This window comes from Candidatus Vallotiella sp. (ex Adelges kitamiensis), from assembly GCF_020342435.1.
Classification (GTDB): Bacteria; Pseudomonadota; Gammaproteobacteria; order Burkholderiales; family Burkholderiaceae; genus Mycetohabitans.
In genome coordinates this window covers 496,404-509,004 of sequence record NZ_CP080504.1, presented here as the reverse complement: position 1 = coordinate 509,004, position 12,601 = coordinate 496,404, and the positions used below count along the sequence as shown (strand labels likewise).

Below are 12,601 nucleotides of genomic sequence, written 5' to 3'. Positions count from 1 at the left end.
GACAGTATATTGAAATAATATCCACGCATTATATAGACCATCGATAGTTCAATAGATTTACAAGGGGTAGACAATGGCGACAATTACATCAACCATGGTTGCAAAGCTACGCGCAAAAACCGATGCGCCAATCATGGAATGCAAGAAAGCGTTGATTGAGGCTGATGGTGCTATGACTCGTGCTGAGGAGGTGCTCCGAGTAAGACTCGGAAGCAGAGCTAGCAGGGCAGCAGTACGCATGACGTCGGAAGGCGTAATCGAATCATTCATTGGTGACAGTGGTGCCTTAGTCGAATTGAACTGCGAAACAGATTTCGTGGCAAAGAACATAAATTTTATTTCCTTCGCAAAAAAAGTCGCGAAATTAGTTGCTACTCAGAATCCATCGGACGTTGCCAAGCTGTCCACGTTATTACTAGATGGTTCACCAGTGGATACAGTACGCACCGTACTGATTGGAAAAATTGGAGAAAACATAACGATTCGCCGATTTGTGCGCTTTGAGACTAAGTATAAACTAGCGTCATACTTACATGGAACACGCATTGGTGTGCTAGTTGAATACGACGGCACTAATGAGCAGGTTGGTAAGGATATTGCAATGCATATCGCTGCGATGAAACCAGTGTCCCTCTCATCAGACGACGTATCAGCTAAACTAATTATGAAAGAACGTAGCATTGCTGAGAAGAAGGCATCCGAGTCAGGGAAGTCGCCTGATATCGTCGCGAAGATGATCGAGGGCAGCGTTCAAAAATACTTGAAGGAGGTTTCGCTCTTTAACCAACCATTTGTGAAAAACGATAAGCAGACAGTCCAACAGATGCTTCAGGAAACGAATACAGTAGTGCGGCGATTTGCACTATTTATGCTTGGGGAAGGTGTTGAGAAGCATCATGACAATTTCGAGATTGAAGTGGCTGCGCAGGTTGCCGCAGAACAAAAGAAGTAAGCTGTTATGCGTGAGTGGTAGCGAACCTATGCGGGTATGGCGCTACTCTTATATGCTTCCGGCTAGCGACAACCCGCGTCGCATCGGCGCATTATTATGCGTCTGAGTACGTGTTAGTTGTCACGGTGCATTTTCAGTGCTTAATCCGAAACGCATTTCTCCTATATAGCCCTGAAGTTTTTCACGGTGCAAGCGAATATCTGCCATGTCAACTGTCTATAAACGCCTTCTGCTTAAACTCTCTGGCGAAGCCCTGATGGGTGATGATACATTTGGAATTAAGCGTACAACAATCGAGCGAATCGTTGCGGATATCGTCAACGTTATAAAGTTAGATTGTCAGCTCGCTCTCGTGATCGGTGGCGGTAACATCTTCCGTGGTGTGGTGGGAGGTTCGTCGGGTATGGATCGCGCAACGGCAGACTACATGGGGATGCTCGCAACGATGATGAATGCCTTAGCGCTGCAGGATTCTATCCGCCATGCAGGCATCGAGGCGCGCGTGCAGTCTGCGTTGCGAATGGACCAAGTAGTGGAGCCTTATATCCGGTGGCGTGCAATCCGACAACTGGAGGAAGGACGAGTTGTTATTTTTGCTGCCGGCACAGGTAATCCATTTTTTACTACGGATACCGCCGCTGCGCTACGGGGTGCAGAAATTGGCGCAGAAGTTATTCTTAAGGCCACAAAAGTCGACGGTGTCTACTCTGCCGATCCTAAAAAATATCCGACGGCTACACGTTACGCAACGATCAGCTTTGATAAAGCGATCAATCTCAATTTGAAGGTGATGGACACAACTGCATTTTCATTATGCCGAGACCAAAATTTACCTATCCGGGTATTCTCGATCAATAAGCCGGGCGCCCTAAAACGTATCGTACAAGGCGGTAACGAAGGCACACTAGTACATGTATAAACAGTCGGGGCGGGAAAAACCGTCAATATAACCTATTCCTGTGTAGCTTATTAGTATTAGGCTATATTGTTTAGGAGGTCTGATGACTATCGAAGATATTAAGAAAGACGTGGAGCAGAAGATGCGCCGCTCCTTAGAAGGTTTTAAAAATGATTTTCTAACAAAAATACGAACAGGTCGAGCTCATATAGGCTTACTAGATCACATTCAAGTCGACTACTTCGGTTCGAATGTGTCGATTTCGCAGGTTGCGAATCTAGCGCTAATCGATTCTCGCACGATTAGCGTGCAGCCGTGGGATAAAAAAATGGTTACAGTTGTTATGAAAGCGATTCGTGAATCCAATTTTGGTTTGAATCCAGCGTTGCTGGGTGACCTGATCCGTGTGCCAATGCCAGTCTTGACAGAAGAGCGTCGACGAGAGTTGAGCAAAGTCGTGAAGTCAGAAGGCGAAAGCGCGAAGGTAGTAGTACGTAATCTACGCCGTGATGCGAATGATCAGTTAAAAAAATTATTGAAAGATAAAAATATTTCTGAGGATAATGAGCGGCGAGCGCAAGACGAAATTCAAAAGCTAACTAATAAGTTTGTCGCTGCAATAGAGAAGTTAGTTCAGATTAAAGAATCAGAAGTTATGACAGTATGAGGCGATAAAGCGGTGCCATAGATACTTCCTATTTGCCTTACATCTTTCGGCTGGCCAATGCGGAACGACGACATGATACATACTAGTTCCACGGTGTGCACACCGTCTGTTACAGACGTACCGCGACATATTGCAATCATCATGGATGGAAATGGGCGATGGGCAGAAAGCAGGCACCTACCACGTGTTTCAGGTCATATAAAAGGACTCGAGGCAGTACGGGCCATAATTGGGGCATGTGCAACGCAGGGCACCGCATTTCTAACTTTGTTTGCGTTTAGTTCTGAGAACTGGAGACGGCCGGTCGACGAGGTGTCATTCTTAATGCATCTTTTTATCAGTGCACTTGAGCGCGAAATTTTGCATCTGCATACAAATGATATTAGGCTGCGTGTGGTCGGTGATTTATCAATGTTTGAATCCCGAACGCAGGAGCTGATATACCACGCAGAAGTTAAGACAGCGGGTAATACGGGTCTGACACTCACTATCGCAGCAAATTATGGAGGCCGTTGGGATATTTTACAGGCCACACGTAAAATTGCGCAGCAATGCATAGATGGAAACTCCACCATACAGAATGTAAATGAGTCGAGTTTTGCACAACATTTGGCGATGGCGTATGCGCCGGAGCCGGATTTGTTTATTCGCACAGGTGGAGAACAGCGCGTTAGCAATTTTCTTTTATGGCAGCTAGCCTATACTGAGTTTTATTTTACCCGCGTTTTTTGGCCAGAGTTTAATGATGCAGAATTAAGTAAAGCGATCGCCGCATACCGCAAACGCGAACGACGCTTTGGGCGCACTAGCGCACAACTTACTCAAAAGCTGAAAAATGTAGATTTGATTTCATGCTAAAAATCCGCATGATTACAGCGATTAGCATGCTTTCAGTTTTATTACCAGTTACGTTCTGTGTACCGTTAGGTGGTTTCGGCTCACTTATCGCTTTTATACTTGCTTTTGCCGCATGGGAATGGGGTAAATTATTAAAACTGCCGGGTATCTGGCCGTTTTACTATTCAGTACTATCTAGTGTGATGCTGGTTGCCTACATATTAACTAGCGCAGTGCTAGGTGACGCGCCATTATGGATAGCCGCAGCATTTTGGATTGTCGGGGCGCCATTTGTTCTGTTGCGTAAGCCGATATTAGTTAGTGGTGCATGGCGAGGTTTCCTGCTGATAGTAGGAATGGTTCTATTCATCGCGTGTTGGCATACGGTGATGGTCACTCGTATGGCTGGTGTTACATGTGTACTATCCTTATTATTTATTGTTTGGCTTGCCGATAGCGGCGCATACTTTATAGGGAAGCGCTTTAGACGGTACAAGCTGGCACCAGTAATTAGTCCTAGTAAAACATGGGGAGGAGCAATCGGTGGATGGTTATCGGCTATTATGGGTGCGCTGCTTGTGTTTTACGTAAATTCCAGTCTATTAACTGTAACAAACTTATTAGTTAAGCGTTTCGGAATAGTAGGCGCGATACTTGCACTCAGCTTTCTAGTCGTTTTTAGCATAGTTGGCGATTTGTTTGAATCGCTGTTAAAGCGCCAGGCTGGTGTGAAAGATTCGAGTCAGTTACTGCCCGGTCATGGCGGTGTGTTAGACCGGATCGACGGGCTGTTACCTGTACTCCCGCTGGCGATGCTGCTTTTGAGTTGAACTATTCATCATGCAATATTGTGTAACTCTTCTGGGCTCGACAGGATCGATCGGCGAGAGCACGTTGAACGTGATCGCTCGATATCCGGATAGATTTCCTATCCACGCGTTAACTGCGCACCATAACTGGGAAAAACTTGCTCAGCAATGTATACGCTTCGCGCCATATGTTGCAGTGGTTGATGATGCGCAGACGGCAACGCAACTTCGGGAACGCTTATGCGAAGTAGGTTGTATGACTCGTGTTGACTATGGCCGTGCTGCGATCATATCCGTCGCGGCAGATACGGCCTGCAATACGGTGGTTTCAGCTATTGTTGGTGCGGCTGGGCTGGAGCCAACACTAGCGGCGGCACGCGCTGGTAAGCGGATTCTGCTCGCGAATAAGGAGGCATTAGTAATGTCTGGTGCATTATTTATGGATGCGATCCATACAAGCGGTGCTACCCTGTTGCCTATTGATAGTGAGCATAATGCAATTTTCCAATGTTTTCCTCGTGAGCCCAGTTTACATGGAGAAGTAACCCGAATCCAGCTAACCGCGTCCGGCGGTCCATTCCGCCTGCGCGAACCGTTTACGTTAGTTAATGTAACTCCAGAGGAAGCATGTAAACATCCAAACTGGATTATGGGGCGTAAAATCTCGGTTGATTCCGCTACAATGATGAATAAAGGCCTTGAAGTAATTGAGGCAAGCTGGTTATTTAATCTTCGGCCAGAACAGATTCGCGTATTAATACATCCACAAAGTGTAATCCATTCTCTAGTATCGTATGCAGACGGCTCAACACTTGCGCAGCTAGGCAATCCCGATATGCGCACACCCATCGCCCATGCACTAGCGTTTCCGAAGCGGATCACATCAGGTGTTGAGGAGTTAGATCTAGCAAAAGTTGCAACTCTAACTTTTGAACCACCTGACTATGAGCGTTTTCCGTGCTTGTCGCTAGCGCTACAGGCATTAAATGAAGGAGGCGCTGCGAGCACAGTGTTGAACGCAGCTAACGAGGTAGCAGTTGAAGCGTTTCTTGCACGACATATTAGATTTACCGCGATCGCAGCAGTGATCAGTGATGTACTTGAGCAAGTACAGGCCGATGTTTTAACGACACTAGATGCAGTGCTAGATACTGATGCACGAGCGCGTCGGGCGGCTCAAAAAGCGCTAGCTCGATACCTATACGCATAATTAGTCGGATATATACAAAATGGTAAGATCTCTATTTCTGGTGCTAAGCAATGCTTTATAAGCTATCGCTTAGCTCTTTTTAAGAGTTGTCAGCTAACTTGATAGATAGCCAATCCCGTTATTCCAAAACGATTTGTGTTAGGAAATTCTAGATGTGCGCTTCGATCGCCTAACATTGCAGTATTAAAGAAAAGCGCGCAAACATATGTTTGACAAGTAGTATTTTTTGAGTAATTAGTGCGCTATTTTGGCTATTCTAATACAGTTTCGTTCCTCGATGGAAACCGTGTACTTATGCATTGAAGTAATCTAGATTCACATGTTTTAGAACATCCACAATCACAATTGCTTGTAATTTCGTACGCTGTAGATAAAGACGTTATATATCATAAACAGCTCAATGCAGGTCAGAATAATTTCGATAGAATTGTGGGCGAATGTGTGAATATTTTAATCTATTTAGTGTATTAATCTAGGCGAATATTTATCGATATTACTAGACTATCGCCGGAGAATCTATATAGGCTGTCCATTATATTATTTAGTCATAACTAAAATAGCAAAAGTTTTAAAAACGATAGAAATTCTTTATAGGCGATAAACCTCGTATGCATCCTTACGTTATCTTTGGGCATACTGATTAACCTCACCCCTAAGTATTTTTAAGTACGTTACCATGTGCGTGTGCCTAGCTCGATATACCTTGCAACAAAAATATTGAGGAAGAAAGTTGTTTAAACATTACCGCTTTGTTCCTAAGCTGGTTGCAGCGGCGTTGTTCTCGACATGTGGAATAGTTGCGCATGCGGCAGTGCCGTTTGTCGTTCAAGACATTCGCCTCCAAGGACTACGGTGGGTAGAGCCGGGTATAGTATTTGCCTACTTGCCAATTAAGAAAGGTGACATGTTCACTCATGAAAAAGGATCAAAGGTAATCCATGCATTGTATGCGACAGGTTTTTTTAGTGACGTCCGAGTGCTAGTGCGAAAGAATACCTTAGTGGTTAACGTTCAGGAGCGCCCACTTATTAGCTCAATTAGTTTTGATGGTATACATAAGTTCTATACAGAAAACCTGATTGAGATACTACGCTCGGTTGGCCTATCTAATGGACGCTACTATGATGAGGCGCAGCTCGAAAAGGCTAAGCAGGAATTGAAACGTCAATACCTAGTGCGCGGTCACCATGCGGCAGAGATAAGAACGACGGTTCAACCAATTGACATCGATCATAATCGTATATCTATCTTATTTTCAATCGTAGAAGGACCAAGAGCGAAGATCCGACAGATTAATTTTATTGGCAATAAAATTTTCTCGACTAGCATATTACGTAACGAAATGCAGCTGTCTACATCGCACTTATTCTCTTGGTATACAAGAACTGATTTATATTTGAAAGAAAAGTTTACCCGTGATCTTGAAAAGATATACTCATATTATCTGAATCAGGGTTACTTTGAGTTTCAAATTGACTCGACGCAGGCATCGATTTCACCAAATAAAAAAGATATATATCTGACGATAGTACTGCATGAAGGTCACTCATACAAAGTGTCTTGTATTAACCTTTCTGGAAACTTGCTCAACAAGAGGGCTGAATTAGAAAGGCTAGTGCAGTTAAGGCAGGGGGATCAATTCTCCATAGAGAAACTACAGGTGTCAACTACAGCAATTATCCAGAAGCTTGGTGAGTATGGCTACGCTTTTGCCAATGTAGAGGCACAGCAGAATATCGATCGGGAACATCATACAGTAAAATTAATTCTGCATGTTGATCCGAGCCGGCGTGTCTATGTACGCCGAGTAAATATCACGGGTAATCATGGGACGCATGATGAAGTAATCCGTCGTGAGATACAGCAATTTGAGAGTTCGTGGTTTGATAACCGCCGTCTTATTCTGTCGCAAGATCGGATTAACCGACTAGGCTACTTCACTGACGTAAAATTCATGATAACTCCAGTAAAGAACACGAATGATCAAGTTGATATTGACCTCAAAGTAATTGAGAAGTCGACTGGTGCAGCAACGCTTGCTGCAGGCTGCTCATCTACAGATAAGATGGTAATCTTGGGTGGCGTATCACAAGAAAGTGTGCACGGCTTTGGCAAAAGCTTATCGTTGAACTTTAACACTGCTCGTTCGTACCGCGAGTTATCTTTTACACATATCAATCCATATTTCACAATAGATGGGATCAAAAAAATCACAAATGTTTACTATCGTACGTATCAGCCATTATATTTCTGGTCTGATTCAGACTTTCAAATTATTACCGCGGGAAGTAGCTTAAAGTTTGGTATTCCGTTTTCAGAAGCTAACACTATATATTTTAGTGTTGGCGCTGAACAGAATCGTGTAAACATGAAGTCTTCGTCTCCGAAAAGCTATATCGACTATATAAAAAAGTTTGGCTACATCTCAAATAACATTCCAATCACGTTTGGTTGGTCGTACGACACCCGCGATAATACGACAGTGCCAAGCCGCGGCTATTATATGCAGGTCAACGCAGAATATGGCACACCGCTTGATAAAATACAGTACTGCAAGACAAATATACAAGTACAACACTATTACTCGTTTTCCCATGGCCTAATATTAGGCCTAAACTTTCGGGGTGGCTATGGTAAGGGGTTAAGCAAACAGCCTTACCCAATTTTTAAGAACTACTTTTCTGGCGGGATTGGATCAGTACGTGGATATAAGCCGAACTCACTTGGTCCACAGGACACAATAACAGGCAATCCTACAGGTGGATCAACTATGATGACGGGAAGCATCGAGTTGATGTTTCCCGTGCCAGGAATTAGTTACAATCGAACATTACACGCATTTACTTTCCTAGACAGTGGTAACGTATGGAACACGGGCAATAGTAATCTCGAATCAAATAGCTTACGCTACAGCTATGGCTTGGGCTTAGAATGGATCTCACCGTTTGGACCGTTAAGGCTGAGCTTAGGTTTACCGCTTATAAAGCGTAGTGGCGATCAGTATCAGGAATTGCAGTTCCAATTTGGTACTGCATTCTGAAAATAGCTTGTATTAATGTGAAAGATGACTTTACTAACCAGTATATTATTATACCATAATAAGTACGATATATAATATTAGCTGTATCATTACGGTGGTAGCGCTTAATTCGAAAAATGCAATAGAATCGGTCTATTCAGACTTTGCTTCACATGAGTCAGTGCTAACAAAATCTGTAAAATTAGGCGAAAGCGCTTAAAAGCGGGTAGGTAACCTTTAAAGATAGAACCAAATCTAGAAGCGATGTGCTATAAGAGCAGTGCCTCGATACTCTTATACGAACAGCAGTTCAACTTAGAACAGGTTAATATGGTCTTTCAACACAAACATAGAGAGTTTTGAGAAAATCTAAATCAGTGGCACAATAAAGAATCAGCTAGTGTATTTGACTATGCTAAAAGTGACTTTTTGAGTCGAAACACTATTACCCAATAGTACGAAGATCAATCTACGTAAGTCCGTTCATCAACATTACAGACCAGATTTATATGCTTGTTAAAGGCGTGGCGAATTGACTGCAGTATCATCGCACCTATCTATAACTCTAACCCAGTTAATGCAACTTTACGGGGGCATAGTGATTGGCGACGCTAGTAGCATAGTCACAGGCTGCGCGCCGCTAGAGAGTGCAAAACCCGGACAGCTTGCCTTTGTTGGTCATTCAAAATATTTAGAATACGTGAGCTCAACGCATGCGACAGCGATATTAATAAGCCAGCCGGATTTAGATAAGCTTCGGATTAAGAATGAAATAACCGGCAACGCGCCTGAGCCAGCTTTCATTGTGACGCTAAACCCATATTCTTATTTTGCGCGCGTTTCACAGCAGTTCTCGGAAGCAGCGGCTCTATCGTCTTTAGTAGAAGGTGTGCATCCTAGTGCGGTAATCGATCCCACTGCGACGGTGGCAGCTAGCGCATCGATTGCCTCACACGTCACAATCGAAGCAGGCGTAGTAGTCGGCGAGTCTGTACATATCGGTGCTCATGTTTTTATTGGTCATGATGCTGTAGTTGGCAATAATTCGCACCTATATCCGAACGTAACCGTGCACCATGGCTGCCAACTCGGCGAGCGTGTAATTGTGCATTCAGGCGCAGTAATCGGCGCCGATGGCTTTGGATTTGCGCCAGACTTCGTTAGAAAAGAAGGTGATCAACAAACTGGCGAATGGGTAAAAATACCGCAGGTCGGCATAGTTATGATTGGCCCGGATGTAGAAATCGGAGCAAACACAACAATTGATCGCGGCACTATGACCAATACTGTTGTTGAACAGGGAGTAAAAATAGATAACTTGGTACAGATTGGGCACAACTGCCGGATTGGTGCTCACACAGTAGTTGCAGGTTGCTCAGGCATTGCTGGCAGTACGACAATTGGTCAGTACTGTATTATTGCTGGTGCAGTTGGTATCGCCGGCCACGTTACGCTTGCCAATCGTGTAATTGTGACGGCGAAATCCGGAGTGTCTAAATCGCTACTCAAGCCGGGTGTTTATACAAGTTCTTTTCCTGCTGTTCCACACAAAGACTGGAATAAAAGCGCGGCACTATTGCGTAATATTAAAAAACTATGCGATCGGATTAAGAAGTTAGAAGCAGAACTTGAAGCAATCCATGCGCTGCTCGACGATGTGGGTGAATAAAAGTATAAACATTTATACGATGCGCGCCTCAGTCGTCCTGAAACATGATGAGTACTGAAATAATAAACCTGGACATCCACAAGATTCTCGCTCTGCTTCCACATCGCTATCCGATTCTGCTTGTTGACCGCGTGCTGGAACTAGAGCCGTATAAGCGCATCAAAGCATTGAAAAACGTAACAATTAATGAACCATATTTTACCGGTCATTTTCCAACGCGACCTGTAATGCCGGGTGTGCTTATCCTCGAGGCGCTTGCACAAACTGCTGGGTTACTTACGTTTGCCGAGGAGCAGTATGATCCAGAAAATACGCTGTATTACTTTGTTGGTATTGATAATGCACGGTTCAAGCGTGTTGTTGAGCCAGGCGATCAACTGATCTTACATATTTCGTACGAGCGCTGCAAGCGTAGCATCTGGAAATTTAAAGGGCGTGCGGAAGTGGATGGGGCAGTGGCGGTTGAGGCCGACTTAATGTGCACGGTTAAGCAGATGGATTCTGCCTTCTGAGTGCGGGCGTTTTCGCAACGTAAAACGAAGCAAGGGCGAAGATATGACTCGTATTCATTCCGCCGCTATTATCGAAGCGGGCGCGAGTTTGGACGATACCGTTCAGATTGGGCCCTATGCGGTTATTGGAGCTCATGTACGCATTGGTGCGTATACGACAGTCGGTTCGCACACGGTTATAGAAGGGCATACGACGATAGGAGACAATAATCGTATTGGCCATTTTGCAGCGCTTGGCGGTGCCCCGCAAGATATGAAGTATGCCGGAGAATCGACTCGACTTGAGATAGGTAATCGCAACACGATTCGTGAATTCACGACAATTCATACCGGTACTGCGCAAGATAACGGCTTTACTCGTATTGGAGACGATAACTGGATTATGGCGTACGTGCATATTGCTCATGACTGCCAGGTTGGTAACCATACAGTATTTTCGAGTAATGCACAGATTGCTGGACATGTTAATGTCGGTGATTGGGCGATTTTAGGTGGTATGTCCGGAGTTCACCAATTTGTTCGTATCGGAGAGCATGCATTTCTCGGTGGCGCGTCAGCGTTAGTACAGGATTTGCCACCATATATGATCGCGGCTAGTGAAAAAGCACAGCCGCATGGCGTTAATATCGAAGGGCTACGACGGCGTGGTTTCACCGCCGATGCGATTTCTGCGCTGCGGGCTGCACACCGCACCCTCTATAAAAATAGCTTATCGCTAGACGAGGCGAAAGCACAGTTGCGCAAGTTAGCAAAGCGTGGTGGCGATGGTGATGCGCCGGTTACGATATTCCTACGCTTCATCGAAACAGCTAAGCGCGGCATTATTCGCTAATGCATTAATTATGATGCTATATTCTACCCCCCTAAAACTAGCGATGGTAGCAGGCGAGGCATCTGGTGACCTCTTAGGGGCGTCATTACTTTCTGGGCTTGCTAGTCGTCTGCCGATAGACACGCAATACTATGGTATTGGTGGTCCACGAATGATCGAACATAGGTTTAAAGCACACTGGGCAATGGATAAGTTGTCGGTTCGTGGATATGTTGAGGCGCTGAGTCATATCGCAGAAATCCTACGTATCCGCCGACGGCTGAAACATCAGCTATTGACTGAACCGCCAAGCGTATTTATCGGTGTCGACGCGCCGGATTTTAACCTATCACTTGAGAAAGAGCTACGGTATGCAGGTATTCCAACGATACACTTTGTTTGTCCATCAATCTGGGCGTGGCGAGGCGAGCGCATCAAGAGGATTATTAAGGCGGTAGATCATATGCTCTGTGTGTTTCCATTTGAAACAGAAATTTTGAATAAGGCTGGCGTTACTTCCACATATGTAGGACACCCGCTTGCTGACGAGATTCCAATGCAGCCAGATTTCATAAATGCTCGACGTCAGAGTGGTTTACCAGAAAAGAAACCTATCGTAGCAGTGCTACCAGGCAGCCGCTACTCTGAGATACAGTTGATTGGTCCAACGTTCTTTGCGGCAATGGATCTGATGCATAAGCGTGAGCCATCATTGTGCTTTGTTGTACCTGCGCCAAATGCGTTTATTCGTGCGCTTCTACAGCCGCTCGCGGACCGGTATTCAAAATTGCCACTGACACTGACTGAGGGCAATGCACGGTTAGTGATGATGTCTGCCGACGTAGTTCTGGTTAAGAGCGGCACTGCAACATTAGAGGCGGCACTGCTAAAAAAGCCAATGGTAATCTCTTATAAAGTGCCATGGCTGACAGAGAAGATAATGCGGAAAAAAAGTTATCTTCCGTATGTTGGTTTGCCGAATATCCTTGCCGGGCGGTTTATCGTGCCAGAGATTCTGCAGAACTGTGCAACGCCAGAAGCGCTTGCTAATGCTACACTGCTTCAACTGAATAATGAGACAAACCGACGTATGCTAGTCGAACTATTTACTGAGATGCATGAATGCTTACGTTGTAACGCATCAGTACGTGCTTCGGAAATAATTGTTGACATAATTAACGCTGGCACATCACGAAGAAGATTCAATGACTAGCAAT

At 44.8% G+C, this 12,601-nt stretch carries 11 protein-coding genes; all 11 read left to right on the top strand.

The annotated features are described in order from the left end of the window. Positions 1-73: 73 nt before the first annotated feature. The 11 genes from tsf (at position 74) to lpxB (ending at position 12,597) form a co-directional block, all read left to right on the top strand. Complete coding sequence (tsf, locus tag K0T93_RS01995; protein ID WP_225721716.1) at positions 74-952, top strand: translation elongation factor Ts; 879 nt, start codon at positions 74-76, stop codon at positions 950-952. Between the two features lie 205 nt (positions 953-1,157). Continuing rightward, positions 1,158-1,871, top strand: a complete 714-nt coding sequence (pyrH, locus tag K0T93_RS01990; protein WP_225721715.1) for a UMP kinase — start codon at positions 1,158-1,160, stop codon at positions 1,869-1,871. An 82-nt stretch (positions 1,872-1,953) separates the two neighbouring features. Next, positions 1,954-2,517, top strand: coding sequence for a ribosome recycling factor (gene frr, locus K0T93_RS01985; RefSeq protein WP_225721714.1), 564 nt, complete (start codon positions 1,954-1,956; stop codon positions 2,515-2,517). A gap of 72 nt (positions 2,518-2,589) precedes the next feature. Continuing rightward, entirely contained in the window at positions 2,590-3,375 is a 786-nt protein-coding gene (uppS, locus tag K0T93_RS01980; RefSeq protein ID WP_225721713.1) for a polyprenyl diphosphate synthase, read from the top strand. Continuing rightward, positions 3,369-4,184, top strand: a complete 816-nt coding sequence (locus tag K0T93_RS01975; protein ID WP_225721712.1) for a phosphatidate cytidylyltransferase — start codon at positions 3,369-3,371, stop codon at positions 4,182-4,184. Before uppS ends, K0T93_RS01975 begins: the two co-directional genes overlap by 7 nt. Before the next feature lie 10 nt (positions 4,185-4,194). Then, on the top strand, positions 4,195-5,373 hold the full coding sequence (locus K0T93_RS01970) for a 1-deoxy-D-xylulose-5-phosphate reductoisomerase (RefSeq protein WP_225721711.1): 1,179 nt from the start codon (positions 4,195-4,197) through the stop codon (positions 5,371-5,373). 730 nt (positions 5,374-6,103) lie between these two features. Then, complete coding sequence (bamA, locus tag K0T93_RS01965) at positions 6,104-8,413, top strand: outer membrane protein assembly factor BamA (protein ID WP_225721710.1); 2,310 nt, start codon at positions 6,104-6,106, stop codon at positions 8,411-8,413. Positions 8,414-8,924: 511 nt separating this feature from the next. After that, positions 8,925-10,061, top strand: a complete 1,137-nt coding sequence (lpxD, locus tag K0T93_RS01960) for a UDP-3-O-(3-hydroxymyristoyl)glucosamine N-acyltransferase (RefSeq protein ID WP_225721709.1) — start codon at positions 8,925-8,927, stop codon at positions 10,059-10,061. 47 nt (positions 10,062-10,108) lie between these two features. Beyond that, positions 10,109-10,573 carry a 3-hydroxyacyl-ACP dehydratase FabZ gene (gene fabZ, locus K0T93_RS01955; protein ID WP_225721763.1) on the top strand — a complete coding sequence of 155 codons (465 nt, stop codon included), beginning with the start codon at positions 10,109-10,111 and terminating at the stop codon, positions 10,571-10,573. Positions 10,574-10,616: 43 nt separating this feature from the next. Continuing rightward, positions 10,617-11,405, top strand: a complete 789-nt coding sequence (gene lpxA, locus K0T93_RS01950) for an acyl-ACP--UDP-N-acetylglucosamine O-acyltransferase (RefSeq protein ID WP_225721708.1) — start codon at positions 10,617-10,619, stop codon at positions 11,403-11,405. Positions 11,406-11,415: 10 nt separating this feature from the next. Next, on the top strand, positions 11,416-12,597 hold the full coding sequence (lpxB, locus tag K0T93_RS01945; protein WP_225721707.1) for a lipid-A-disaccharide synthase: 1,182 nt from the start codon (positions 11,416-11,418) through the stop codon (positions 12,595-12,597). Positions 12,598-12,601: the final 4 nt, after the last annotated feature.

Bases quoted from the DNA above. Each gene is read 5' to 3' on its own strand.
- tsf (WP_225721716.1), top strand. From the start codon at position 74: ATGGCGACAATTACATCAACCATGGTTGCAAAGCTACGCGCAAAAACC.
- pyrH (WP_225721715.1), top strand. From the start codon at position 1,158: ATGTCAACTGTCTATAAACGCCTTCTGCTTAAACTCTCTGGCGAAGCC.
- frr (WP_225721714.1), top strand. From the start codon at position 1,954: ATGACTATCGAAGATATTAAGAAAGACGTGGAGCAGAAGATGCGCCGC.
- uppS (WP_225721713.1), top strand. From the start codon at position 2,590: ATGATACATACTAGTTCCACGGTGTGCACACCGTCTGTTACAGACGTA.
- K0T93_RS01975 (WP_225721712.1), top strand. From the start codon at position 3,369: ATGCTAAAAATCCGCATGATTACAGCGATTAGCATGCTTTCAGTTTTA.
- K0T93_RS01970 (WP_225721711.1), top strand. From the start codon at position 4,195: ATGCAATATTGTGTAACTCTTCTGGGCTCGACAGGATCGATCGGCGAG.
- fabZ (WP_225721763.1), top strand. From the start codon at position 10,109: ATGAGTACTGAAATAATAAACCTGGACATCCACAAGATTCTCGCTCTG.
- lpxA (WP_225721708.1), top strand. From the start codon at position 10,617: ATGACTCGTATTCATTCCGCCGCTATTATCGAAGCGGGCGCGAGTTTG.
- lpxB (WP_225721707.1), top strand. From the start codon at position 11,416: ATGATGCTATATTCTACCCCCCTAAAACTAGCGATGGTAGCAGGCGAG.